Annotated in this window: 20 protein-coding genes and 2 pseudogenes; 13 read left to right on the plus strand and 9 right to left on the minus strand. The window is 74.4% G+C overall.

Annotated elements, in window-relative coordinates:
- Window positions 1–102: 102 nt before the first annotated feature.
- Window positions 103–405, minus strand: coding sequence for a Sec-independent protein translocase subunit TatA (gene tatA / locus AB0D10_RS05575; RefSeq protein ID WP_360251774.1), 303 nt, complete (start codon window positions 403–405; stop codon window positions 103–105).
- A gap of 260 nt (window positions 406–665) precedes the next feature.
- Here tatA and AB0D10_RS05580 point away from each other — a divergent pair, with 260 nt between their 5' ends.
- The 3 genes from AB0D10_RS05580 to AB0D10_RS05590 are packed head-to-tail and all read left to right on the plus strand — an operon-like array spanning window position 666 to window position 4,313.
- Entirely contained in the window at window positions 666–1,862 is a 1,197-nt protein-coding gene (locus AB0D10_RS05580) for an agmatine deiminase family protein (protein WP_360251777.1), read from the plus strand.
- 37 nt (window positions 1,863–1,899) lie between these two features.
- On the plus strand, window positions 1,900–2,607 hold the full coding sequence (ureA, locus tag AB0D10_RS05585) for an urease subunit gamma (RefSeq protein WP_360251780.1): 708 nt from the start codon (window positions 1,900–1,902) through the stop codon (window positions 2,605–2,607).
- Window positions 2,604–4,313, plus strand: coding sequence for an urease subunit alpha (locus AB0D10_RS05590; protein WP_360251783.1), 1,710 nt, complete (start codon window positions 2,604–2,606; stop codon window positions 4,311–4,313). The genes ureA and AB0D10_RS05590 overlap by 4 nt, the downstream gene beginning before the upstream one ends.
- Before the next feature lie 301 nt (window positions 4,314–4,614).
- Here the strand turns inward: AB0D10_RS05590 and AB0D10_RS05595 are convergent.
- Window positions 4,615–4,791 (minus strand): annotated as a pseudogene (locus AB0D10_RS05595) (DegT/DnrJ/EryC1/StrS family aminotransferase); the annotation flags it as partial.
- 241 nt (window positions 4,792–5,032) lie between these two features.
- The gene (locus tag AB0D10_RS05600) at window positions 5,033–6,202 is read right to left on the minus strand and encodes an NAD(P)/FAD-dependent oxidoreductase (RefSeq protein ID WP_360251786.1); all 1,170 of its coding nucleotides are present in this window, start codon (window positions 6,200–6,202) and stop codon (window positions 5,033–5,035) included.
- Between the two features lie 126 nt (window positions 6,203–6,328).
- Between AB0D10_RS05600 and AB0D10_RS05605 the strand changes: the two genes are divergently transcribed.
- Window positions 6,329–6,901 (plus strand): TetR/AcrR family transcriptional regulator C-terminal domain-containing protein, encoded by a 573-nt coding sequence (locus AB0D10_RS05605; RefSeq protein ID WP_360251789.1) that lies wholly within the window; start codon window positions 6,329–6,331, stop codon window positions 6,899–6,901.
- Between the two features lie 221 nt (window positions 6,902–7,122).
- Here AB0D10_RS05605 and AB0D10_RS05610 read toward each other — a convergent pair whose 3' ends face one another.
- Window positions 7,123–8,370, minus strand: a complete 1,248-nt coding sequence (locus tag AB0D10_RS05610) for an IS701 family transposase (protein ID WP_360252411.1) — start codon at window positions 8,368–8,370, stop codon at window positions 7,123–7,125.
- A 465-nt stretch (window positions 8,371–8,835) separates the two neighbouring features.
- Window positions 8,836–9,009, minus strand: a pseudogene (locus tag AB0D10_RS05615) (hypothetical protein); the annotation flags it as partial.
- A gap of 249 nt (window positions 9,010–9,258) precedes the next feature.
- Here AB0D10_RS05615 and AB0D10_RS05620 point away from each other — a divergent pair.
- The 4 genes from AB0D10_RS05620 to AB0D10_RS05635 all read left to right on the plus strand — a co-directional run bounded on the left by AB0D10_RS05620 (window position 9,259) and on the right by AB0D10_RS05635 (window position 12,633).
- Complete coding sequence (locus AB0D10_RS05620; RefSeq protein ID WP_360251792.1) at window positions 9,259–9,666, plus strand: DUF302 domain-containing protein; 408 nt, start codon at window positions 9,259–9,261, stop codon at window positions 9,664–9,666.
- Complete coding sequence (locus AB0D10_RS05625) at window positions 9,663–10,493, plus strand: universal stress protein (RefSeq protein ID WP_360251795.1); 831 nt, start codon at window positions 9,663–9,665, stop codon at window positions 10,491–10,493. Before AB0D10_RS05620 ends, AB0D10_RS05625 begins: the two co-directional genes overlap by 4 nt.
- 201 nt (window positions 10,494–10,694) lie before the next feature.
- The gene (locus tag AB0D10_RS05630) at window positions 10,695–12,062 is read left to right on the plus strand and encodes a diacylglycerol kinase family protein (RefSeq protein ID WP_360251798.1); all 1,368 of its coding nucleotides are present in this window, start codon (window positions 10,695–10,697) and stop codon (window positions 12,060–12,062) included.
- A complete protein-coding gene (locus AB0D10_RS05635; RefSeq protein WP_360251801.1) occupies window positions 12,055–12,633 on the plus strand; it encodes a phosphatase PAP2 family protein in 579 nt (192 codons plus the stop codon). Before AB0D10_RS05630 ends, AB0D10_RS05635 begins: the two co-directional genes overlap by 8 nt.
- A gap of 69 nt (window positions 12,634–12,702) precedes the next feature.
- On the opposite strand, the gene AB0D10_RS05640 is transcribed toward AB0D10_RS05635, so the two are convergent.
- Both AB0D10_RS05640 and AB0D10_RS05645 read right to left on the minus strand, forming a co-directional pair.
- Complete coding sequence (locus AB0D10_RS05640; RefSeq protein WP_360251804.1) at window positions 12,703–14,877, minus strand: AAA family ATPase; 2,175 nt, start codon at window positions 14,875–14,877, stop codon at window positions 12,703–12,705.
- Between the two features lie 137 nt (window positions 14,878–15,014).
- Window positions 15,015–16,634 (minus strand): ADP-ribosyltransferase domain-containing protein, encoded by a 1,620-nt coding sequence (locus AB0D10_RS05645; RefSeq protein WP_360251807.1) that lies wholly within the window; start codon window positions 16,632–16,634, stop codon window positions 15,015–15,017.
- 254 nt (window positions 16,635–16,888) lie between these two features.
- Between AB0D10_RS05645 and AB0D10_RS05650 the strand changes: the two genes are divergently transcribed.
- On the plus strand, window positions 16,889–17,575 hold the full coding sequence (locus tag AB0D10_RS05650; protein WP_360251810.1) for a macro domain-containing protein: 687 nt from the start codon (window positions 16,889–16,891) through the stop codon (window positions 17,573–17,575).
- A gap of 61 nt (window positions 17,576–17,636) precedes the next feature.
- Here AB0D10_RS05650 and AB0D10_RS05655 read toward each other — a convergent pair whose 3' ends face one another.
- The gene (locus tag AB0D10_RS05655) at window positions 17,637–17,867 is read right to left on the minus strand and encodes a hypothetical protein (RefSeq protein ID WP_360251813.1); all 231 of its coding nucleotides are present in this window, start codon (window positions 17,865–17,867) and stop codon (window positions 17,637–17,639) included.
- Window positions 17,868–17,878: 11 nt separating this feature from the next.
- Between AB0D10_RS05655 and AB0D10_RS05660 the strand changes: the two genes are divergently transcribed.
- From AB0D10_RS05660 to AB0D10_RS05670, 3 genes are all read left to right on the plus strand, one after another.
- Window positions 17,879–18,163, plus strand: coding sequence for a hypothetical protein (locus tag AB0D10_RS05660; RefSeq protein ID WP_360251816.1), 285 nt, complete (start codon window positions 17,879–17,881; stop codon window positions 18,161–18,163).
- A gap of 91 nt (window positions 18,164–18,254) precedes the next feature.
- On the plus strand, window positions 18,255–18,851 hold the full coding sequence (locus AB0D10_RS05665; protein WP_360251819.1) for a DUF1349 domain-containing protein: 597 nt from the start codon (window positions 18,255–18,257) through the stop codon (window positions 18,849–18,851).
- Between the two features lie 49 nt (window positions 18,852–18,900).
- Window positions 18,901–19,782 (plus strand): BadF/BadG/BcrA/BcrD ATPase family protein, encoded by an 882-nt coding sequence (locus AB0D10_RS05670; protein ID WP_360251822.1) that lies wholly within the window; start codon window positions 18,901–18,903, stop codon window positions 19,780–19,782.
- Between the two features lie 70 nt (window positions 19,783–19,852).
- Here the strand turns inward: AB0D10_RS05670 and AB0D10_RS05675 are convergent, their stop codons facing one another.
- Window positions 19,853–21,127 (minus strand): SUKH-4 family immunity protein, encoded by a 1,275-nt coding sequence (locus AB0D10_RS05675; RefSeq protein WP_360251825.1) that lies wholly within the window; start codon window positions 21,125–21,127, stop codon window positions 19,853–19,855.
- A gap of 301 nt (window positions 21,128–21,428) precedes the next feature.
- Between AB0D10_RS05675 and AB0D10_RS05680 the strand changes: the two genes are divergently transcribed.
- The gene (locus AB0D10_RS05680; protein ID WP_360252414.1) at window positions 21,429–24,176 is read left to right on the plus strand and encodes a penicillin acylase family protein; all 2,748 of its coding nucleotides are present in this window, start codon (window positions 21,429–21,431) and stop codon (window positions 24,174–24,176) included.
- Window positions 24,177–24,195 lie beyond the last annotated feature (19 nt).

The raw sequence follows: 24,195 nt of genomic DNA on the forward strand, positions 1-24,195 counted from the left end.
ACCGGTGTGAAGTTCTTCAACTGGGTCGGCACCATGTGGAAGGGCTCGCTGAGCTTCGAGACCCCGATGCTCTGGACGGTCGGCTTCCTGGTCACTGGGTGCTCAGCTCGACCGGACCGGCGGCCCGTCCGGTCGGACCGGCCCTTTCGCCGGGTCGCCCGCCTGCGCCTTGACCGGGTCGCCCGCCGGCTCGTTCGCCAGTCCCTTCGCCGGCCCGGCAGCCGGCTCCGCCGTCGCGGCGACGGGCTGACCGTCCTCCCGCATGGCCGCCGTCTCGGACTTCAGGATGCGCATCGACTTCCCCAGTCCGCGTGCCATCTCGGGCAGTTTCTTGGAGCCGAACAGCAGCACCAGGACGGCCACCATCACCAGCAGGTGCCAGGGTTCCAGACCATTGCGCAGCATCGCCGCCTCACCCGGCCTTTCATCGTCGTGACCCGGGCCGCGCGCTCGGCGGCCCGGGTCGTCTCGGGGTGGTTGGGTGGCTTCACCGTAAAGCTTGACTGATTTTTCAGTCAATGCGAGAGTTCAGGGACGGCGTGGCCGGACGACCGCGTCCACCAGAACGCCCCCGTCCGCCGCCCATCGGCGCCACACGGGCCGCTCCCCGGAGCCCCGCCCTCTCCGCCGGACCGGATCCACCCCCAGCCCCACCGGAGTACAGCGTGTCCCAGTCCCCCCTCGCCCGCCGCACGGTGCTGCGCTCCCTCGCGGGTGCCGGCGTGATCGCCCTCGGCGCGAGCGCCTGCGCGGCCTCCGGCGACGACCCGGCCGACCCCGCGACCCCGTCCTCCACCGCCACCGGCCGGCCGCCCGCGGAAACGCCCGCGCAGCCCCCGGCACCCGCCCCCGCCGCCACCGGGCGACGGCTCGGCGGCGAGTGGGAGAAGCACGAGCGGACCTTCATGGCCTGGCCCGCCTCCGAGAACGTCTGGGGCGAGCAGCTCGGCGCCGTCCGCAAGGACATCGCCTCCGTCGCCCGGGCCATCGGCGGGCGCGAACCGGTGGTCATGCTCGTGCGCCCCGGCCAGGAGGGTTCGGCCCGCAACGCCTGCGGCTCGGACGTCGAACTGCTCTCCGTCCCTGTGGACGACCTGTGGGCCCGCGACACCGTGCCGGTGTTCGTCGAGGAAGGCGGCAAGGTCAAGGGCGTCGACTTCAACTTCAGCGGCTGGGGCGGCAAGCAGGAGCACACCAACGACGCCCGGATCGCCCACGCGGTCCTGGAGAAGTACGGCATCGAGCGGCTGGAGACCCCGATCACCGCCGAGGGCGGTTCCTTCGAGACCGACGGCCAGGGCACCCTGATGGTCACCGAGAGCTCCGTCGTCAACGACAACCGCAACCTCGGCCGCAGCCGCGACCAGGTCGAGTCGGAACTCAGGAAGGCCCTCGGCGTCACCAAGGTGATCTGGCTCGCCGGCGTCAAGGGCAAGGACATCACCGACGCCCACGTCGACTGCCTCGCCCGCTTCGCCGCCCCTGGCGTCGTCTTCCTGGACCGCGCCTTCCCCGGCACCCCGCCGGACGTCTGGTCCCGCTCCGCCGACCAGGCCCGCGCCGTCCTCGCCGAGGCCACCGACGCCACCGGCAAGAAGCTCAAGGTGATCGAGATCAGCCAGCCGGACCCGGACCGGATCACCGGCCGCGGCGACTCCTTCGTCTCGTCCTACATGAACTTCCACATCGGCAACAAGGGCGTCTACCTGCCGCTGTTCGGCGATGCCCGGGCCGACGGCCACGCCCAGGAGATCTTCCGGGACCAGTTCCCCGACCGGGAGATCGTCCCCGTGCAGATCGACACCATCGCCTCCGGCGGCGGCGGCATCCACTGCTCCACCCACGACCAGCCCGCCGGCTGACCCCCACCGCCCCGCACCGAGGGAGAAGGGACCCCCCGTGCAGCTGACCCCCACCGAACGCGACCGGCTGCTGATCTTCACAGCCGCCGAACTCGCCCGCGCCCGCCGGGCCCGCGGCCTGCGGCTCAACGTCCCCGAGGCCACCGCGCTCATCTCGGACACCGTCTGCGAGGCCGCCCGCGACGGGCTGCGCCTGGCCGAGGCCGTCGCGCGCGGCCGGTCCGTCCTGGCCGCCGACGACATCCTGCCCGGCGTGGCGGACCTCGTCACCGAGATCCACGTCGAGGCCGTGTTCGAGGACGGCACCCGCCTCGCCGTGATCGCCGACCCGTTCGGCGGCGGCACCCTCGGCGAGGCCGCGCCCGGCGCCGTGCTGCCCGACGGCACCCCCGCGGCCGGGCCGGAGCCCGTCCGCACCCTCGCCGTGAGCAACACCTCGGAGGTACCGGTCTCGGTCACCTCGCACTTCCACTTCTTCGAGGCCAACCCGCGCCTGGCCTTCGACCGCGCCGCCGCCTACGGCATGCACCTCGCGGTGCCCGCCGGCTCCTCGGTGCGCTTCGACCCGGGCGCCACCGTCGAGGTCGGCCTGGTGCCGATCGGCGGCGAGCGGGTCGCGATCGGCTTCGCCGGCCTGGTCGACGGCCCGCTGGACTCGCCCCGGGTCCGGCGCGAGGCGCTGCGCCGGGCCGCGGAGCAGGGCTACCTCGGAGCAGTCGACGACGGACAGGAGAACCAGCCGTGAGCAGCAGCATCGAAGCGTCCGAGTACACGGCCGTCCACGGCCCGCGCGCCGGGGACCGGGTCCGGCTCGGTGACAGCGGCCTGGTCGTCCGCGTCGAGTCCGACTCCCAGGCGCCGGGCGACGAGTTCCTGGTCGGCTTCGGCAAGACCGCCCGGGACGGCCTGCACCTCAAGGCCGCGGCCGTCCGCGACACCTGCGACGTCGTCATCAGCAACGTCCTCGTCATCGACGCGGTCCAGGGCATCCGCAAGACCTCGATCGGCATCCGGGAGGGCCGGATCAGCGCGATCGGCCGCGCCGGCAACCCGGACACCCTCGACGGGGTGGACGTCGTCGTCGGCACCGGCACCACCATCGTCTCCGGCGAGGGACTGATCGCCACCGCCGGCGCCATCGACACCCACGTCCACCTGATGTCCCCGCGGATCATGGAGGCCTCGCTGGCCTCCGGCGTCACCACGATCATCGGCCAGGAGGTCGGCCCCGCCTGGGGTGTCGGCGTCAACTCCCCCTGGGCGCTGCGCCACGCCTTCAACGCCTTCGACGCCTGGCCGGTCAACATCGGCTTCCTGGGCCGCGGTTCGTCCTCCCATCCGGCCCCGCTGGTCGAGGCCCTGGCCGAGGGCGGCGCCTGCGGGTTCAAGGTGCACGAGGACATGGGCGCGCACACCCGGGCGCTGGACACCGCACTGTCCGTCGCCGAGGTCCACGACGTCCAGGTCGCCCTGCACACCGACGGGTTGAACGAGTGCCTCTCCGTCGAGGACACCCTGCGCGTCCTCGACGGCCGCACCATCCACGCCTTCCACATCGAGGGCTGCGGCGGCGGACACGTCCCCAACGTACTGAAGATGGCCGGCGTGCCGAACGTCATCGGCTCCTCCACCAACCCCACGCTCCCCTTCGGCCGGGACGCGGTCGCCGAGCACTACGGCATGATCGTCTCCGTCCACGCCCTCCAGACCGACCTGCCCGGCGACGCCGCCATGGCCCGCGACCGCATCCGGGCCGGCACCATGGGCGCCGAGGACGTCCTGCACGACCTCGGGGCCATCGGCATCACCTCCTCCGACGCCCAGGGCATGGGCCGCGCCGGCGAGACCGTGCGCCGCACCTTCGCCGTGGCGGGCAAGATGAAGGCCGAACTCGGCCCGATGGACGGCGACGGCCCGGACGACGACAACGAGCGCGTGCTGCGCTACATCGCCAAGCTCACCATCAACCCGGCCATCGCCCACGGCCTCGCCCACGAGGTCGGCTCGATCGAGCCCGGCAAACTCGCCGACATCGTGCTCTGGCGCCCCGCCTCCTTCGGGGCCAAGCCGCAGATGGTGCTCAAGGCCGGCTTCCCCGCGTACGGCGTCACGGGCGATCCCAACGCCGCCACCGAAACCTGCCAACCCCTGGTCATGGGACCCCTGTTCGGCGGCCACGGCGCCACCCCCGCCGACCTGTCGGTGGCCTTCACCAGCCGGGCCGCCGCCGAGTCCGGCACCGAACACCGCCCCTACGACTCCATGACGACCCGGCGCCGGCGCGTCGCCGTCCGCGGCACCCGCGGCATCGGCCCCCGCGACATGGTCCGCAACAACCGCCTCGGCGAGGTCCTCGTCAACGCCCGCAGCGGACTGGTCACCCTCGACGGCGCCGCGCTCCACTCCGAACCCGCCGACACCGTCCCGCTGAACCGCCTCTACTTCCTGTGAGCCGGCGCGCCCCCTCCGAACCACTCGGCGGGGGCGCGTTCCGCGTTTCCCGCACGGCGCTGCGCTGCCGTGCGGGAAGCGCGCGCTGCCGTGCCGTGCCGTGCTGTGCTGTGCTGTGCCGCACCCGTACCGTCCCCACCGTTGCGACCCGCCCTCCCCGACATCCGCAAGCACTCCCGACCTGGGCAACCAGCTGCCGGACGGCGCCGTACGGGCCGCCGTGCAGGAGGACGCGGACGTGCTCGGGATCTCCAGCCTGTCGGGAAACCACCACGTCATCGTGCCCGCCGTGTTCGAGGCCGAGCCGGGGGTGGACACCGATCCAGAAGGTGTGCTCGGTGACGGTGTCGCTGTTCTCCAGCGATCCGGCGACCCGGTAGCGGGCGTAGGCGGGCTGACGGGTCAGGTTGCCGGCGAAGAACCGCCGGGTGCCGATCGCCCGCGCCTCCGGGAAGGCGACCAGTTCGGCCCGGGTGTAGGCCGGTCGGGCAGGGGGTCTCCACCCTGTTCGCCTCCCGCGGCGGCGACCGTTTCGGCGCGACGCCGTGGCGGCCGGGCCCGGTGAGCGGCCTGCCGTGGATCGAGCGGCACGCGATCGCCCACGCGGAGTGCCGGTCACCCGCCGCCGTTCACCTCGCCCGCGTCCCGTCGGTGGCCACCCCGTTCGCGTCCATCGGCCGGCGTGCACGCCGTCGACGCCCACGGTTCAGTGCAAACCGTCAGTGTGCGCTCGCTCCGCCCGCCGGTGCTGCACCCGCCGTGACCGACGGGGCGAAGGCCGGCAGTTGCTCCAGACTCTCCGCGACCGCCGCGAAGCCATACTCGAGCATCTCGCGCTCGTACCGCTCGACGGCCGGCAGCAGTTCTGCCTCGCCGCGCTCGACCGCGGTGAGCGCGCGGCAGAGCAGTGCCGCGTCCCGGAACGCGGTGTTGGCGCCCATGCCTCCGCTCGGCGGCATGACATGGATGGCGTCGCCGAGCAGGGTGACCTGGCGGGTGCCCCAGTGCGGCACTGGCTTCGCGTAACGGACCGTCAGCACGGAGCTGTTCACGATGTCCGACTGGCGTACCAGCTCCACCAGGTCGGGGTGCCAGCTGGCGATGCCGCCCAGCAGCAGGTCGCGGATCTCCGGCCAGGTTGCGGGCAGCGGCTTGATGTACTCGGGCAGGAACGCACCCCAGCGCAGGTAGCTTCCGGTTTCCGGGAGTTCGACATCGGGGGCCAGTTCGGCGGCGGCGAGGTGCGGCGGGCGGCGGAACTCCATCTTGCCGAGCAGCATCTGCACCTCGGGGCCGTGGACTACGGTGCCGAAGCCCGGGACCAGGCCGGCGAACCGGTCGGTCAGCGGTGTGCGGCCGAGCAGGCCGTTGCCGTCGAGGGTGACCACCTCGGCGTCGGGCAGGAGTTGCCGGCGCACGGGGGAGTTGCCGCCGTCCGCGCCCACCAGCAGGTCGCCGGTGGCGCTGCTCCCGTCGGCGAACTCGGCCCGGACGGTGCCGTCGATCAGCTCGGTGTAGCGGACCAGCCGCTTGCCGAACTCGATCCGGTCGGTGAGCCCGGTCAGCAGCAGGTGCCGCAGGACGTGCCGGTCGGTGGCCGTGCCCCCGTGCAGCGCGCCGAGTTGGCGGATCTCGCGCAGCTGCTCGTCGACCACCCGCCGCTCACCCGAGAGCTCTCCGGTGCTGGCCTCCAGCAGGGGGTGCAAGCGCTGCGGCAGGCATTCGCGCAGCGCGGCCAGTCCCCGGCCGCCGATGCCGATCCGGAAGCCCTGGTACCGGGCCCGCACGCTCGCCTCGCGCTCGTAGATCCGCACGTCGATCCCGGCCTGCCGCAGCCCCTGCGCCAGGCACAGGCCGCCGATTCCGGCACCGATCACCAGAACACGCATGTCGATCCCCCAAACGTGGACACCACAACTTGAACATCGTTCACTTGGTCGCTGTTCAAGTTACTTGTCCAGTGTTCAAGTGGCAAGATGCTCCGGAAGCAGGAAGGGATACGAAAGGGGGGACCGATGCCGCTCCGGCAGGCCGATGTGCTCCAGGGCGCCATGGAACTGCTCGACGAGGCCGGCCTCGACGAGCTGACCACCCGTCGCCTGGCACAGCGGCTCGGCGTCCGCGCCGGCGCCCTGTACTGGCACTACCCAAGCAAAGCGGCACTGTTGGACGCGCTGGCCGACCAGATCATCGGCGAGATGCTCACACAGCCGCCCGCCAGCGGCCCGGGCGCCGCCCCCGCCGCCGAGCAGGACTGGCCCGACCGGGTCCGGGAGCTGGCCACCCGGGCCCGCGCGACCATGCTCGCCCACCGCGACGGCGCCCGGCTCGTGGTCTCCTTCACCGCCCCGCCACCCAACGCCGTCGCCTACTTCGGCTCTCTGGTCGACGCCCTGCGCTCGGCCGGTGCCGATGCCCCGGCCGCCCACCTCTGCGCGGACGTGGTCACCAGCTTCGTCAACGGCTACACCCTCGAGGAACAGGCCCGCCAGGCCGCCCTGATCCCCCTGGAGCAGCGCGACGCTACCTTCCGCCTGGAGCTGGACATCGTGATCGCGGGCATCCGCGCGCGGCTGCTGCGCGACTGACCGGGGCTCGCCGCCGGTCAGTCGCCGTCCAGGTTGGCGCGGCCACGGACCCCGCTCGTTCCGGCGCGTGGTCGAAAGTCCGGGTAAACGTGCCAGGCGCCCGGATCGAGGTTAGGTGCGGTGGTGTGGTTCGGGTTCTGGGGCGGGTTGGCCGCATATCGAGCAGGCGCCGGTCCAGGTGGCCAGGAGGGCCTGGAGTTCGCGGAGGACCGCGTAGAGGGTCAGACCGGCGCAGGGACTTTTGGGTCGAGCCTGAGCATGGTGCAGAAGGCCTGGGCGATGGCGGCGAGAGTGGCGTGGCGGTGCCAGCCGAGGTAGTTGCGGCCCTCGAAGTGGTCCAGGCCGAGGCCGTCTTTGAGTTCGCGGTAGTCGTGCTCGACCCGCCATCTGATCTTGGCGATTCGCACCGGTTCACGCAGCGGCGTGTCGGCGGGCAGCGTCGAGAGCCAGTAGTCGGTGGGCTCGGCGGAGTCGGGTGGCCACTCGGCGAGGAGCCAGCAGTCGGGCAGGGAGCCGTCGACGGCGCGGCGGATGGTGCGGTTGGCCGGGCGGACACGCAGGGTCAGGAACTGCGAGCGCATCTCGGCGTTCGGGTTGTGCTTGGTGGCTTTGCTGCCCTGGCGCCAGGTGACGGTCCTCGCCCTGTCGCGCCCGGCGGCCAGGACCAGGGCGCGCAGGGTGGTGTGCGGCTGGGGGTAGGCGGACACGGGAGGGCGGCCCTGCCCGGAGTACGGCGGGCGCTCGGGCGTCGCGTCGCCCGGGTACGCGCTCGTGGTGGCCTTGACCGCGACCACGAAGGCCAGGCCGCGCTCGGTCAGGCCCTCACGAAAGCCTGTGGCGTCCCCGTAGCCGGCGTCCGCGACGACCGGCAGATCGGGCAACTCCCAGCCCCCGCGCACCTCATCGAGCATGTCCAGGGCCAAGCGCCATTTCTCCCGGTGCCGTGCGGCATCCGGGACGCCGACCTTGGCCCGGCGGCGCCGGATCGCCTCGGCCAGAAGCGCGTCCTCACCATGCTTGGTGTCGTCCCAGCTCTCGGGCAGGAACAGGCGCCAGTCGACGGCCGAGGAGGCACGGTCGGACACAAGGTTGACGCTGACGCCAATCTGGCAGTTCCCCTGCTTGCCCAGTGCGCCGCAGTACATCCGCGCCACCCCCGGCGAGTCGTAGCCGTCCTTGGGGAAGCCGACATCGTCGATCGCGTACGCCTCGGGAGAGTTATGTGAGGCAGCCCAACATGCCAGCCTCTCACGGACCTTGGAGTAGTCCCAGGTGGAGGAGGAGACGAACTGCTGCAGCTGCTGGTGGTCCACACCCAGGCGCTCGGCCATCGGCTGCATCGACTTGCGTTTGCCGTCCAGCATCAGCCCGCGCAGATACAGCTCGCCCTTGGCCCGCTGGTCCCGACGCGCCAACGAACCGAGCATCTCCGCCGCGAACGCCTCCAAGCGCGGGCGGACTGCCTCCATCTCCTCAGGTGTCACGCCTGACAGAGGCACCGGGAACCCGGCCGTCACCGTCGCGACGGTCGACCTCGGATCCCTCCGCTCCGTCCGGGAGTTCGCCGACGACCTGCTCCGACAGCGCGAACCCGTCCACCTGCTGGTCGCCAACGCCGACGTCATGGGCCTGCCGCCCGGCCGCACCCACGACGGCTTCGAGACCCACCTCGGCGTCAACCACCTCGGCCACTTCGCGCTGACCGTCCGCCTGCTGCCCGCCCTCCGAGCGGCCGGACACGCCCGCGTGGTCGTGGTCGGCTCCAGCGCGCACCACCTGGGCGGGCTGGACCTCGACGACCCGCACTTCGAGCACCGCCCGTACGACCCGTACCTCGCCTCCTCACCCCGACCGGGCGGCCCCGGGAGCCCACCGAGCTCCCTGCTCAACCGCACCTCCACCGCGCTCAGGGGCAGTTCCGGGCAGAGCCGCTCGGGATGCCCCGGCCCGGGCCCGCACAACCGCCGCGGCTCCGGCACCACCGCCGGGGCCGCGGCGGCACGCGCCGCGGCCTCGTACATGTCCGCGCCGCCGAGCAGCTTCAACCCCGACCACACCCACCCCGCCAGCGCGCCCACAGCCCTCAGCACCCTCCACAGAGCGATCACGCCCGCCCTCCTGTCGGCCGACCCGTCCAGCGCGGGGCAGCCAGCGTGCCCGGCCCGCCTCAAGCCCTCCTGGAGGCCGCGGAGCCGGCCCCGGCCGCCGCTCCGCGCCGCACCGGTCCGGTCCGATCCGGTTCGGTCCGGTTCGGTTCGGTCCGGTTCGGTTCGGTCTGGTTCGGTCCGGTCGCCCGGGAGGCGGCGGGCCCGGCCGCCGCCGATACTGGGCCCGGGCCGCGACCCCCGGGAGGAACCATGAACTACGGGATCGGCGTACGGCTCGACCGGCCGTTCGCACAGGCGGTGGAGGCGGTCACCGCCGCCCTCAAGGAGCAGGGCTTCGGCGTCCTCACCACCATCGACGTCCGGGCGACCCTGCACGAGAAGATCGGCGCCGAGATCGAGGACTACCTGATCCTCGGCGCCTGCAACCCCGCCCTCGCCCACCGCGCACTCGACGCCGACCGCCGCATCGGGCTGCTGCTGCCCTGCAACGTGGTCGTCCGCGCCGACGGCGACACCACCCTGGTGGAGGCCGTCGACCCGCAGACGCTGGTCGCGCTGGCCGGACCGGACGGCGGACTGGGCGAGGTCGCGGACGAGGCGGCCCGGCGGCTCGGCGCCGCCCTCGACTCCCTGCGCGGCGCAGCGAGCAGGCCGTGACCGGCCCCGTCGTCGTCGGCTTCGACGGCACGCCCGAGAGCCTCGCCGCCACCGCCTGGGCCGCCCGCGAGGCGCAGCGCCGCGACTGCCCCCTGCACCTCCTGCACGCCTGGCCCCGGCCGAAGCGGGACACCTCCGAGCGGCACCACCCGGTCGAGCGCCTGGCCGCCCGCGAAGCCGAACTGCTCACCACCGTCGACGTCCCGGTGTCCTCCTCGCAGGTGCCCGACCCCCCGGCCGACGCGCTGGAGGCCGCCGCGCGGACGGCCTCCCTGCTCGTCCTCGGCTCCCGCGGCCTGGGCGCCCTGCACGGCTTCCTGGTCGGCTCGGTGAGCCAGGAGGTGCTGCGCCGGGCCGCCTGCCCGGTGGTGCTGGTCCGAACGGGTGCGGACGAGCCGGCCGGCCCCGTCCTGGTGGGCCTCGACCTCGACCACCCGACGGACGAGGTGCTCGCCTTCGCCTTCGACGCCGCCGCCCGGCGCTCGGCCCCGCTGCGCGTCGTCCACGTCTGGTCCCCGCCGTCCGGCACCGAGTACATGGCCTTCGACGCCATCGGCGGGGTGCAGAACGAGCTCTCCGCCGCCGAACAGGCCCGCTTCACCGACCTGCTGGAGCCCTGGCGGGAGCGCCGGCCCGAGGTGGACGTGACGGCCGACCTCATCCGCGGCAGCGCCACCGTCGCCGTCGTGGACGCCGCCGCGACCGCCCGTCTGCTCGTCGTCGGCCGCCGCCTCCGGCGCACCCTGCTCGGCACCCACCTCGGACCGGTCGCCCACGCGGCCGTCCACCACGTCCACTGCCCGGTCGCCCTCGTCCCGCACGCCTGACCGAGCCGCCCTCCGGCACCCCGCGGCCCCGCGGCAGTGGGAACGGCCCCGGGCCTCACCCGGACAGCCTGGCCGGGATGCCCCCGACCGCCGGAGTGCGCAGGCTGCTGGCACGGACCGGGCCGCGGGTAGCGACCGCCCGGGACACGGCTCAGGGAGGACGACATCGACGGGACGCGGCAGACCGGCTCCGACGGGGACGTGACCGCGCGGGTGCTCGCGCGCTTCGCGCTGCTGGCCGCGGTCGGCGCCGTGGTCGTGCTGCTGGTCGTCCTGGGCGACGGCGGCTTGGCCGTGGTGCTGATCGGGCTCCTGGGGCTGGTGCTCTGGGCGGCCGGCGTCTGGTGGTTCCTGGCCCACCGCGGCGCCGTGCGGCTCGTCGGAGCGCTGCTCGCCGTCGCCGCGCCGATCGGGATCGTCGTGCTGTTCGCCTACCACGACCTGTGGCCGACAGCGCTACTGCTGGTCCTCTGCGGGGGCGCGGCACTCGCCCTCGGCCGGGTGGCGCTGCGCCGCGCGCGCCCGAGCGGGGCGCAGCCGGGAACCGCCGCGGCCCGGCCGCAACGGGCGGTGCTCATCATGAACCCGAAGTCCGGCGGCGGGAAGGTCGGCCGCTTCGGGCTGGTCGAACGGGCCGAACGGCTCGGCGCCCGGGTGGTCCTGCTCGACCCCGCCGTCCACTCCGACGTCACCGCGCTCGCCCGCGAGGCCGCCGCCGGAGGCGCCGACCTGCTCGGCGTCGCGGGCGGCGACGGCACCCAGGCCCTGGTCGCGGCCGTCGCCGCCGAGCACGGACTGCCGTTCCTGGTGATCTCCGCCGGCACCCGCAACCACTTCGCCATGGACCTCGGCCTCGACCGCGCCGACCCGGCCCGCTGCCTCGACGCCCTGACCGACGGCGAGGAACTGCGGATCGACCTCGGCGACGTCGCCGGCCGCCCCTTCGTCAACACCGTCTCCTTCGGGGTCTACGCCGACGTCGTGCAGCGCCCCGAGTACCGCGACGCCAAGGCGGGCACCGCACTGAACCTCCTGCCGGACCTGCTGGTCGGCGAGGGCGTCCGCCGGGTCGACGCCCTCCTCGACGGCGGCGGGGTGCCCACGCTGTCGGCCCAGCAGGCGCTGCTGGTCAGCAACAACCCGTACGGCTCCCCCGACGACCTCGAGAGCGGCGGCCGCCGCTCCCGGCTCGACAGCGGCCTGCTCGGCGTCACCGCCATCCGGGTCGAGGGCGCGGCGCAGGCCGCCGAACTGGCCGTCCGGGGCTCGCAGGCCACCGGGCTGACCGTGCTGACCGCGCACCGGGTCGAGGTGACCTCCGAGGAGGCCGAGATCCCGGTGGCCGTCGACGGCGAGGCGCTGCGGATGCCCACGCCGGTGGTGTGCACGCTGCGCCCCGGAGCGCTGCGCGTCGTGGTGCCGCGCGACCGCCCGGGCGTCGTCCCCGTCAAGCCGCGGGTGGACTGGCGCCGGCTCGCCACCCTCGCGTTCAGCCGCGGCCCGCAGGACACCGACCGTGGTTCCGGGCCCGGCCCCGGACCGGACACCGAGGAGCGTGGCCGTGCCTGAGCACAACTCCGCCCCGGCGGGCGTGCTCGCCGACCTCCGGGCCGTCGACGGGGCCCTGTACGCGGCCGTCGCCGCCACCCCCACACCGGCCCTGGACACGGCGCTGCGGCGGCTGTCCCGCACGGCCGACCACTCGAAGATCTCGCTGGCCGTCGCCGGGGGGCTCGCCCTCGTGCCCGGCCGGCCCCGGCAGGCGGCCGCGGTCGGGATCGCCGCCGTCGCCCTCGCCTCGGTGACGGCCAACCTGCTCGGCAAGCGGGTGGTCCGCCGTCGGCGGCCCGACCGGGAACGGGCCCGGGTGATCGTGGCCCGGCAGGTGCGGATGCCCGAGTCGGCCTCCTTCCCGTCCGGGCACACGGCGTCGGCGACGGCCTTCGCCACCGCCGTCGGCGTGGTGCTGCCCCCGGCGGCGGTGCCGCTCGGCGTGCTGGCGGTCGCCGTCGGCTACTCCCGCGTGCACACCGGCGTGCACTACCCCGGTGACGTCGCGGCGGGCGCGGTCCTCGGGTTCGCGGCCGCGGCGGCGGCCCTGACCGTGCTGCGCCTGCCGCCGCTGCTCGCCCGGCAGTGAGCGGTCCCGGCGGCCCCGGACCCCCTGGTGACCGGTCCCCCCGACCGGTCGGCGGACGGCCGGGCCCGGTCAGCCGCCCAGCGGTGCGGGCAGCGGCCGGGCGTGCAGGATGTCCAGCCGGGAGACCGCCCTGGTCACCACGACATAGAGCCGGTGCAGGCCGCGCGGCTCGGCCTCGACGATCGCGGCCGGCTCCACGACCACCACGTGGTCGTACTCCAGTCCCTTGACCAGGGACGCGGGCAGCACCGTCACCCTGGCCGTGGTGCCCACCTGCTCGGCCGAGGCCGTCGCGATCCCGGCCGCCCCGAGGACCTCGACGGCCGCCGCCACCGCGCCGTCCGCGGCGATCACCGCGATCGAGCCCTCGCGCTCCAGGGCGGCCCGCACCGCCGCCACCACCGCACCTCCCAGGCCCACCGCACCTCCCAGGCCCGCCGCGCCACCCGGACCGGCCGCGTCCTCCGGGCCGGTGACGCCGCCCGGGCCCGCCCCGCCGACCCCGCACACCGTCAGCTCACCGTCCCGCCGGAGCGAGACGGCCTGCGGCACGTCCACGTCCAGGGCGCCCAGCACCCGGTTCGCCAGTGCCATCACCGCGGCCGGGACCCGGAAGCCGGTGGTCAGCGGCACGACGGCGGCCTCCGGCTTGCCCAGGTGGGCCAGCTGCTCCGGCCAGCTGCGCGGGGCCCACGGGGCGGTCGCCTGCGCGAGGTCGCCGAGGACGGTGAGGGAGCCGAAGGCGCTGCGGCGGGCGATCGCCCGGCACTGCATCGGTGAGAGGTCCTGGGCCTCGTCCACGACGACGTGCCCGAAACCGGCCGGGCGCTCGATCAGGCCGGCCACCTCGTCCAGCAGCATCAGGTCGTGCTCGGACCACTTCGCGCTCCGCTCCGACCGCGGCGGCCGACGCCAGAGGATCGCCGTCTGCTCCTCCGGGCCGAGCACGCCGTCGGCAGCCTCGGCGAGCACCGCGGGGTCGCCGAGCAGCGCGGCCACCACGGCCTCCGGCCGCAGTTTGGGCCAGGCCTCCTCCAGGAACGCCGCGACCGGCTTGCAACGGCCGACCTTCCGCTGCCACGCGCCGGGCATCACGCCCGCCCGCCGCTCGGCCTGGTCCTGCAGCGCGGCCACCACACGGGTGCGGACGCTCTCCCGGCCGATCGCGTACGGCGGTTCCTGTTCGCGCAGTTCGGCGACCATCCGGTCGAGCCGCTCCGGCGTCACCCGCCATCGGTAGGAGCCGTCCGGGACGACCAGCGGCTCGGCGCCCGCCGTCCGGATCCGCCCGTACAGCGCCCGGCGCAGCACCGTCGCCATCCGCGCGTCCTGCTTGACCGCGGCGGCCCGCTCGTCGTCCACGGCGGTGACCGGCACGGTGGCGACCAGGTCCTCGACGGTGCGCTGGACGACGTCGACCTCGCCGAGCGCGGGCAGGACCTCGGCGATGTAGCGCAGGAAGGTCCGGTTGGGGCCGATCACCAGCAGGCCGCCGCGCCGGATCCGCTGCGGGAAGCTGTAGAGCAGGTACGCGGCGCGGTGCAGGCCGACGGCGGTCTTGCCGCTGCCGGGAGCGCCCTGCACGCAGACGGACTCGCTCGGCTCGCCGCGCACCAGCTCGTCCTGTTCGGGCTGGATGGTCGCGACGATGTCCCGCATCGGGCCGGTGCGGGGCCGCTCGATCTCGGCGGCGAGGATGCCGCCTGCCGTCCCGCTGCCCGCCGTCCCGCTCGGGGCCGGCCCGTCGAGGTGCTCGTCCTCCAGGCCGGTGAGTTCCTCCGGTCGGCCGAGGCTCCACGGCGCCCAGCCGAACCGGCGGCGCCGCGCGAGCCCGAGCGGGGTGCGGGCGCTCGCCTGGTAGAACGCCCGGGAGACCGGGGCCCGCCAGTCGACCACCAGGGGCGGCACGGTCGGGTCCTCGGAGATCCGCTGACGGCCCACGTAGTAGCGCTGCCGCCGGTGGTCCCCGGCCTCCGGGGTGTCGGCGAAATCGAGGCGGCCGAAGAACGACGGGCTCTCCGGCAGCTCCTTCATCCGCTTGGCGCGCGTGCGCAGGTACCGGCCGAGCGCTTCCGCGCCGGCGCCGTCACCGGAGACGTCCTCCCCGGCGACGACCTGGTGGCCCGCGTCCTCGACCTGCCGGGCCATCGCCGCCCGGCAGGCCTCGACGTAGGCCCGCTCCCGCTTCAGTTCGCCGTCGAGGCCCCGGGTCTCCGGTGCCACCCGCTGGACTTCCGAGGTCATCGTTCGCGTCCCTTCCCTCGCCACGGGCTCGCTTGCCCGGTTGCCGGCTCGCTCGGGATCCAGCATAACTGAACTCAGTAAAGATACTGACTTGGTTATGCATTTTGGGGTGGCGAGGGGCGCCCGCCACACCCGGGTCAGGACACCAGGGGCCCCTCCGCCAGCTCGGTCAGCGTCACGGTGCAGAGGCCGCCGCGCTCCGTCCGCACGTCCGTGACCTCCAGCTGCGTGCCGGGCAGCAGGATGAACTCCTCCTCCCCGGTGAACGCCGAGAACCTCTGGATGCCCGCGGCCCTGGTGGGGCGCACCTCGAAGAGCGTCCGCTTGCCGCGGCTGCCGAGGAAGGCCTTCGCCACGCCCAGTTCGGACGTACAGGAGGACACGCCCCACCACGTCACCGTCCGGCCGAGCGGATACTGCCGGCGCAGGTCCAGCGAGACCCCGCGCCAGAGCGGCTCGGTGCGGACGGGCAGCCGCGACACCGCCGCGAACAGCAGCCGCAGGTACGGCAGGTAGGGCACCAGCCGACCGCGGTCGGGCGAGCGCAGGACGGCGTTGATCTCCCGGTAGAACGCGGACTCGCAGGTGTACAGGTACAGCGCGGCGATCTCGTCGGCGGACAGGCCGGCGGCCGCCTCGTCCGCCCGCCGCTTGCCGAAGTCGTGCGACCGCTCGACGTGCCGGTCCAGGCCGCGCAGCACCTCGGCGACCGGTGCCGCCGCCTCCCGGAAGCCCATCAGCGGGGTGTCGAACACACCGGTGATGGCGGGCAGGACGAGGCCCTCGTCCTTGACGCTCGCGAGGCGGTCCAGATAGAGCTGGTGCAGCTCCATGGTGGAGGCGATGAAGGCGCCCATCCGCTCGGCGACGGCGCCGTCCGCCCCGCCGACGGCGGCCGCCTGCGCGTTCCACCCGGTGCTTGGCAGCCAGTCCACCTCTTCGGCGCCGACCGCGGCGAGCGCCGCGTTCACCGTCGCGAAGTGCTCGCCGTCGCAGAAGATGTCGCCCTGGGCCGCCGGATTGGCGTGGTCGATGTGCCGGACCTCGACCTCCGGGTACTTCTCCTGCAGCCGCAGCACGACGTTCTTCAGGCTGCGGGCGTGCGCTCCCCACCACGCGAAGACCACGTAGCGGTCCTCCTGCGCGGCCTGCTGCTTGGCCCGGAGGATCTCCTCGACGATCCGCTCGGCGACCGGCCGCCAGAACGCGGTGTGCTGGTCCGGCCCCATCGCGCCGTCGCTGCTGGCGGTCAGCGCCGCGTTCAGCAGCAGCACGCCCTGGGTGAGCATCGCCTGGAACCACTCCGGCGGCTGGACGGTCTCCTGCTCCTTCAGCAGCGCCCGCACGTCGGCGATCGGCGTCTTCTTGGGGATGCCGTACTTCCACATCGCCGCCGCCTTGATGATGCAGCGGATGCTGACCACCCGGCCGAACTTGCTGTCCTTCCAGTCGTGGAAGGTGTTGTCGAACATCGCGATGCCGGTGGCGCTCTCCGGCCGCGGGTACGGGTTCTGGCCGAAGACCACGACCTTCCACTTGTGCGGCGCCTGCGGCTTGAGCGCCTGGAAGGTCAGCTCGCGGACCGGGACGACGTCCGGGCCGCGGCCGGGGCCGATGAACGAGGCCGCGTCGGGCCGTGCCTCGATGACCGGCTTCAGCAGCGGGAGCCACGGCTCGCCGCCGCCCGCGAACAGCTCGGCGAGGGCGAGCGGGTCGTTCGGGTCGGGCTGGGTGGCGGAGGTGTCGACAGCGCTCATGGTGGTGCCCTAGGAGTGTGAGGCGGCCCGACTGGTCAGGACCGTGCGGTTGGCAGGCGATGGACAGGCGGGGAGAGGATGACGGTCCGTCAGCTTCCCCCGCGGACACCACAGTCCTACCAGCGGGGACCGACAATCCGGCCCGCCCGGCCGGCGGCCCGACGGCCGACGGCGGGGACGGACGGTTTGTCAGTGGCGGGCGCTAGCGTCATCGACGTCAGCAGGAACCGCACCCCACCGACAGGAGCCCCAGCATGACCACGAACCGCGCGCAGTCGCCGCTCAAGGTGGTGTTGACCGACCTCAACGCGACGGTGGTCGAGTCCTGGCGGGCCGCCTTCGCCGACACCCCGGGGGTCGAGGTCCGGCACGCATCCCTGCTCACCACCGAGGCCGACGCCTGGGTCAGCCCCACCAACTCCCGCGGCCGGATGGACGGCGGGACGGACGCCGCGATCAAGCGCCACCTGGGCGCGGGCATCCAGCTGCGGGTGCAGAAGGCGATCCGCGAGCGGCACGCCGGCTCGCTCCCGGTCGGCAGCGCGGTCTGCGTCCCCTCCGGGGCCGTCAACCCGCGGTTCCTGATATCGGCCCCGACGATGCGGACCTCCTCGCAGAACGTGAGCGAGACGCTGAACGTCGCACTGGCCTGCGCCGCCGCCTTCCAGGCGGTCCACCACCAGAACCGGCTGGAGCCGGGCTCCATCCGGTCGGTCGCCCTGGTCGGCATGGGCGCCCAGACCGGCCGGGTGCCGGCCCGGGTCTGCGCCAACCTGATGTGGACGGGCTACACCCTGTTCAACGACCACCACTTCGAGGACGACGACGACCTGCGCGCCACCGTCCTGGCCCAGCTGGACGACATCGAGCGGGCGCCGGCCACCGCGCGGGTTCGCATCTCGCCGCCCGCACGGCGCGGCACCTCCCCCCGGAGGGCCTGACGACGCCCCCGGAGCACACCCCGGCCCCACGCCCCGGACCGCATCCCGTCAGCCGTCCACCTCAGCCGACCACCTCAGCCGTCCACTTCGGGGTCCGCGCGTCCGACTCGGCCACGGAAGCGGCGAGTTCAAGGAATCCCACGAGCGCTTCGGCACCCAGCACCACGAACGCCCGCCCCGGGTCGGCCGGGTTGCACACGCCCTCCGGGCAGCCGCGCGCGAAACCGCACGGCTCGTCCGCCGCCCCCGCCCGCTGTCCGCCGCCTTCGACTTCACCGGGGCGCCGCCGCACGCGCGCAGGTCATGGCCTCGCTCGGCGAGCTCGGCCGCCTGGCGCTGGTCGACCTCACCGACAAGCCCCCGACCGCCACCAACGGCACCCTGGACAGCTACCTGCGCCGGCAGAGCCGCGGCCACGACGGCTCCGACGGATCGGGCGTGGTGGACCTGTTCGGCCTCGTCCGCGGCGGCCGGCTGGACTTCTCCCGCTCGGTCAGCGGCGCGTTCCCGCCGGCCGAGGCGGCCCGCGCGGCCGAGGCGCCGGAGCGCGAGGAGAGCAGCCCGATCCGTCTCGCGCCGAAGCCCTGACAAACCTCACCAAGCCCACCCGGGCGGGTGTTGAATGGACCTTTCTGAAAATTTGCAGCCATCGGCTGGCAGACCGGAAGGAAGGCCTCCCATGCACCCGCCCCGCGACATCGCCTGGCACGAGGGCAGCTGGCTCAACCAGCCCGAGCGCGCCCGCACCGACGGCACCGACCTCCTGGTCACCGCCCGCGGCCGCAGCGACTTCTGGCGCACCACCAGCTACGGCTTCGTCCGGGACGACGGGCACGCGCTGCTCACCGGATTCCCGCCGGGTAGCGCGACCGAGGTCTCCTTCGTCGCTGACTTCGCCGCCCTCTACGACCAGGCGGGCCTGCTGGTCCGGGTCGACCCGCAGACCTGGATCAAGGCCGGGGTCGAGATGAGCGACGGCCTCCCGCACCTGGGCGCGGTCGTCACCCGCGGCGTCTCCGACTGGTCGCTGGCCCCCGTACCCGAGTGGCACGGGAGAGAGGTCACCGTCAGAGCCAGCCGCAGCGGGGACGCCGTGACGGTCCGCGCCCGCTGCGACGACGGCCCCTGGCGCCTGGTCCGGCTGGCGCCGCTGCCGCCCGCGGTGGCCGCGGCGGCCGGACCGTTCTGCGCCTCCCCCGAGCGGGACGGCCTCCAGGTCCGCTTCACCCGGTTCGCCCAGGGACCGGCGGACCTGACGCTGCACCCGGCGGGCTGACCGCCGACCGGTTCCCCCGACCAGCCCCTCCTCCCGCCGGAGCCGCCCCGTGACCACCTTGCACCTCGGCGTCGACGCGGGTGGCAGCCACACCCGCGCCGTCCTCCTCGACACCGCCGGCGCCCTGCTCGGCCGGGGCGGGGGCGGCGGGGCCAATCCGGCCGGGCAGGACCCGGCCGACACCCTCGGGCACCTGGCCGCCGCGGTGTCGGCCGCGCTCGGGCCCCGCGACCCGGCCCGGGTCGCGGCCTGTCTGATCGGCCTCGCCGGGTACCGCGCGCTGCCCGACCCGGACGGCTTCGCCCGCCGGGCCCGCGCCGCGCTCGGCCTCCACTGCCCGGTCCGGCTCGTCCCGGACACCGTCCCCGCCCTGGCCGCCGGCGGCGTCGCCGACGGCCGGGGCACCGTCCTGATCGCCGGGACCGGCACCGTCTGCGTCCGCCTCGACGGCACCCGCACGCTCGCGCGCGGCGGCGGGCTCGGCTGGCTGCTCGGCGACGAGGGCGGCGGGTTCTGGCTCGGCCGGGAGGCGGTGCGGGTCGCCCACGCCGACCCGGACGGCCCGCTCGGCACCGCCGTCCGCGCCCACTGCGGCGCCGACACCCCCGACCGGCTGCTGCGGTGGGCCTACGACGGCCCGCCGCGCCGCCTCGCCGACCTCGCTCCGCTGGTCACCGGGCTGGCCGGCGACGGGGACGCCACCGCCCTCGTCATCGCCCGCACCGCCGCCGACCACCTGGCCGCACTGGCCCGCGCCACCGCCGTGCCCGCCGAACCGCTCGTCCTCGCGGGCTCGGTGGCCACCTCCCCCGGCCCGGTCCGGGAGCACCTCCTGCACCGTCTCGCCGACCTCGCCCCGCGCCTGCCGGCCACGGACGCGGCCACCGCGGCCGCCCTGCTCGCCGGACGCCCCGCCCGCCGAACCCCCTGACCGCCCGCCTGCCTACCCACCTGCCCGCCTGCCCACCTGACCACCTGCCCGCCTGCCTGACCGCCCGCCGCTACTCCAGCAGACCCCCCATGTGACCGTCGTCGGCCAGGATCGGCCAGAAGTGGGTGCGGGAGGCGAAGGCCTCCGGATCCAGCGCCCGCAGCGCCTCCTCCGCCGCGCTGTCCAGCAGCCCCCGCGGATCGAAGGCCTCCCAGGGCACCGGGGCGGGCCGGCGCAGCGCGTCACGCCGGTCCGCGCGCAGCCGCTCGTACGCCCAGAGCACGTGGAGCAGCACGGAGACGTCGTGGTGCAGGTAGGCGGCGGGCTCGCCGTCGTCGAACCACGGCGGGAGCTCCAGACGGCCGGTGGCGCCGTCCAGCGCGACGGTGAAGTCGTACGGGAAGTCCGCCAGGGCGAGGTACCCGGCCTGGTAGTAGCGGCTGTCCTCCTCCTCGTCCTCGGGCTCGAAGGCGTCCGGGACGGTCTCCGCCATGGTCAGCAGCGGCCCCGCCGGGTCGATCCGGAACGTCCCCCGGCCGGAGAGCGGCAGACCGGTCCCGGTGAGCAGCCGGCGGGTCGGGGCGTGACCGAGCACGGCCGGCAGTTCGTCCTCCCGGAAGCGCCGGACGGTACCGCCGGTGAGCGCCGCGAGTTCCTCCACCAGGGACGCGTCGAGGGCGTACCGCAGGTCGTCCGGCCCGCCGGGCAGCGCTCCCCAGGCGAGCGCCCGGATCCGCACCGCGGTCTCCCAGTGCGCCGGCCGGTCGTCCGTGCGCCGGAACAGCTCCGGATCGACGGCCCGCATCCGGTCCAGGGAGACCCTGGTGGCCTCGGCGACCGTCCCCGGTCCGCGCGGCTCGAACTCCTCGCCCTCCTCGGGCTCGTACGGCTCGGCGGCGCCGGCCGTGACGGCCTCCACCTCGATCATCAGGGCGACCAGGGTGTCCAGGCTGCCGGCGAGCAGGTCCCGGCGCAGGCCTCCTGAGTCGTCTCCGCAGGCCAGGTACACCTCACCGGAGACCCCGTCGAGCAGCACGTCGGCGAGGGCGTGCCCGGACGAGCCGCGGTAGTCCGCCTCGCCCAGCACGACCAGGCCCCCGGCGTCCTCGTCCCGGAGCCCGTCGTACCAGGTCGCGGCGGTCCGCAACGGCTCGTACCAGGACGCCTCCAGGTTCAGGTGCGCGAAGGCCCGGGGCAGGCCACCGGCGGCCAGCCGCTCGCGGCTCGGTCCGTGGGTGAGCCCGGCGGGCAACTCCCTGGGCCCGAAGCCCTTCGCCGCCCCGCCCTCGTCGCCCTCCCCGGCCGCGGCCTCCACCGCCCCGCCCCGCTCCCGACCCGTGTCCATGCCTGCGCGCCCCCGTTCACTTCCTGTCCTGCCGCCCGGCGAACGATCCCGTTCCCCGACCCGCCCGACCCTAGCCGACACCGCCGACGACCGGCCCGAACGCCCGCACCACCCCCACCGCCGCCCCGTCAACTCCCCAGCGCACCAATGAAAATGGCATGCACGCCACTAGCCAACCGGCCAGTAGCGCCCCTACCGTCGACTCCCCGTGGCTTCGACGGAGGAGTCCGCCTTGCGCCTACGCCCCCACCCCCTCCGACACGCACTCCGATCCGGGGCGGCCGCCGCCCTCGCGTCGGCCCTGCTCGTCACCGCCGCCCTCACCACCACCCCCACCGCGGCCGCCGCCCCCACCGCGCCGACCGCCACCGCCGGCGACTACTGCGGCGGCCACTGCGCCGACATCCTGCCGCCCGGCGAGAACGGCAACGCCACCCTCGCCGACATCCTGCTCAACCGGATGTTCGGCACCCGCCCCGCCCACACCGACGACCAGCTCGGCCCCTACGCCGGACTCGCCGCCGGCTACCCCGGCCTCACCGAGGCCAAGCTGCGCGACTTCTTCAACGACGCCTCCTTCGGCGTCCCCGCCGACCAGGTCGCCAGCACCACCAGCCCCCGCTCCGACGTCACCATCGTGCGCGACAAGGCCACCGGCGTCCCGCACATCACCGGCACCACCCGCTACGGCACCGAGTTCGGCGCGGGCTACGCCGCCGCCCAGGACCGGCTCTGGGTGATGGACCTGTTCCGCCACGTCGGCCGCGGCCGGCTGTCCGGCTTCGCGGGCGGCGCCGCCGCCAACCGGCAGCTGGAGCAGAGCTTCTGGCAGGCCGCCCCCTACACCGAGGCGGAGCTGCAGCAGCAGATCGACGCCATCGCCGCCCGCGGCGGCCGGGCCACCCAGGCCCTCGCCGACGCCACCGCCTACCTCGACGGCATCAACCGGTACGCCAAGGAGTCCTACGACGCCCGGACGTTCCCCGGCGAGTACGACCTGACCGGGCACATCGACCCGATCACCAACGCCGGGTCGATCGAGCCGTTCACCCTGACCGACCTCGTCGCGCTGGCCTCCGTGGTCGGCGCCCTGTTCGGCTCCGGCGGCGGCGGCGAACTGGCCTCCGCCCAGGTCAAGTCCGCCGCCGAGGCCCGCTACGGCAAGGACGCCGGCGACGCGCTGTGGAAGTCGCTGCGCGAGGCCGACGACCCGGAGGCCGTCCGGACCCTGCACGACGGGCAGAGCTTCCCGTACGCCACCGTGCCCGACCAGCCGCAGGGAGAGGCCCTGCCGGACCCCGGCTCGGTGGTGCCCGAGCGGATGGTCTACGACGCCACCGGCTCCGCGAACACCGCCACCACCACGGCGGACGGCGTGCTCCCGGGCAACCTGCTCACCGCCAGGCACGGCATGTCCAACGCCCTGCTGGTGTCCGGCGCGCACACCGACGACGGCCACCCGGTGGCCGTGTTCGGCCCGCAGACCGGCTACTTCGCCCCGCAGCTGCTGATGCTGGAGGAGATCCAGGGCCCCGGGATCAGCGCGCGCGGCGCCGCCTTCGCCGGCCTGAGCTTCTACGTGCAGCTCGGCCGCGGCCAGGACTACGCCTGGAGCGCCACCTCCGCCGGGCAGGACATCACGGACAGCTACGCCGTCCCGCTCTGCACCACGGACGGATCGCCGGTCACCACCGCCGCCGACTCGTACCTGTGGCACGGCCAGTGCCTGCCCTTCGACCGCCTGGAACGCAAGGACGCGTGGAACCCCACCACCGCCGACTCCACCGCCGCCGGCTCGTACACCCTGGTGATGTACCGCTCCAACTACGGCCTGGTCACCGCCCGCGGCACGGTGGGCGGCGCACCCGTCGCCTTCACCGCACTGCGCTCCACCTACCGTCACGAGGCCGACTCCATCATCGGTTTCCAGGAGCTCAACGACCCGGGCGCGGTCCACGACGCGGCGAGCTTCCAGCGGGCCGCGCAGGACATCAACTACACCTTCAACTGGTTCTACGCCGACTCCCGCGACATCGCGTACTACAACTCCGGCAGCAACCCGGTGCGCGCCCCGGGGGTCGACGCCGGACTCCCCGTCCTGGCCCGGCCCGCCTACGAGTGGGCGGACTTCGACCCCGCCGGCAACACCGCCCGGTACACCCCGCCAGCCGAGCACCCGCAGTCCGTCGACCAGGACTACTACGTCTCCTGGAACAACAAGCAGGCGGACGGCTACACCCCGGCCGGCTTCGGCAACGGCTCGGTGCACCGCGGGAACCTGCTCGACGACCGGGTGAAGGCACTGCTGCGGGGCGGCGGCAAGGTCGGCCGGGTCTCGCTCACCCAGGCCATGGAGGGCGCCGCCCTGGCCGACCTCCGGGCCGAGGACGTCCTGCCCGACCTGATCCGGGTGCTGCGCAGCGCGCCCGTCACCGACCCGGCCACCCTCACCGCCCTGCAGCAGCTGGAGGCCTGGCTCGCCGACGGCGCCCAGCGGAAGGAGACGTCGCCCGGCAGCCACGCCTACGCGGACGCGGCCGCGATCCGGGTGATGGACGCCTGGTGGCCGCTGGCCGCCGAGGGCGTGATGCGGCCGGGCCTCGGGGACCAGCTGTTCGGCGCCCTGACCGGCGCCCTGCAGATCAACGAGTCGCCCTCCGGCGGGCAGACCGGCCCCGGCGGCGGCCCGGTGAGCGCCAACGAGGGCATCCCGCACAAGGGTTCGTCGTTCCAGTACGGCTGGTGGAGCTACCTGGACAAGGACCTGCGGTCCGTCCTCGGCGAGCAGGTGAGGGGCCCGCTGGCCCGCCCCTTCTGCGGCGGGGGCGACCTCACCGCCTGCCGGGGCGTCCTGCTGGACACCCTCAAGCGCGCGGCCGCCCAGACCGCCGCCCAGGTCTACCCGGGCGACGCCGACTGCCCGGCCGGCGACCAGTGGTGCGCCGACACGATCATCCAGCGCCCGCTGGGCGGCGTGACGGACGGGAAGACCACCTGGCAGAACCGGCCGACCTACCAGCAGGTGGTGCAGTTCCCGAACCACCGCTGAACCACGCTGATCCGTCACC

The sequence above is a fragment of the Kitasatospora sp. NPDC048545 genome, assembly GCF_040651155.1.
In the GTDB taxonomy this organism is placed as follows: Bacteria; Actinomycetota; Actinomycetes; order Streptomycetales; family Streptomycetaceae; genus Kitasatospora.

What these genes read in the sequence shown, in the direction of transcription:
- tatA (WP_360251774.1), bottom strand. Translation starts at nt 405, where the DNA reads ATGCTGCGCAATGGTCTGGAACCCTGGCACCTGCTGGTGATGGTGGCC.
- AB0D10_RS05600 (WP_360251786.1), bottom strand. Translation starts at nt 6,202, where the DNA reads ATGCGTGTTCTGGTGATCGGTGCCGGAATCGGCGGCCTGTGCCTGGCG.
- AB0D10_RS05605 (WP_360251789.1), top strand. Translation starts at nt 6,329, where the DNA reads ATGCCGCTCCGGCAGGCCGATGTGCTCCAGGGCGCCATGGAACTGCTC.
- AB0D10_RS05610 (WP_360252411.1), bottom strand. Translation starts at nt 8,370, where the DNA reads ATGGAGGCAGTCCGCCCGCGCTTGGAGGCGTTCGCGGCGGAGATGCTC.
- AB0D10_RS05620 (WP_360251792.1), top strand. Translation starts at nt 9,259, where the DNA reads ATGAACTACGGGATCGGCGTACGGCTCGACCGGCCGTTCGCACAGGCG.
- AB0D10_RS05640 (WP_360251804.1), bottom strand. Translation starts at nt 14,877, where the DNA reads ATGACCTCGGAAGTCCAGCGGGTGGCACCGGAGACCCGGGGCCTCGAC.
- AB0D10_RS05645 (WP_360251807.1), bottom strand. Translation starts at nt 16,634, where the DNA reads ATGAGCGCTGTCGACACCTCCGCCACCCAGCCCGACCCGAACGACCCG.
- AB0D10_RS05650 (WP_360251810.1), top strand. Translation starts at nt 16,889, where the DNA reads ATGACCACGAACCGCGCGCAGTCGCCGCTCAAGGTGGTGTTGACCGAC.
- AB0D10_RS05660 (WP_360251816.1), top strand. Translation starts at nt 17,879, where the DNA reads ATGGCCTCGCTCGGCGAGCTCGGCCGCCTGGCGCTGGTCGACCTCACC.
- AB0D10_RS05665 (WP_360251819.1), top strand. Translation starts at nt 18,255, where the DNA reads ATGCACCCGCCCCGCGACATCGCCTGGCACGAGGGCAGCTGGCTCAAC.
- AB0D10_RS05675 (WP_360251825.1), bottom strand. Translation starts at nt 21,127, where the DNA reads ATGGACACGGGTCGGGAGCGGGGCGGGGCGGTGGAGGCCGCGGCCGGG.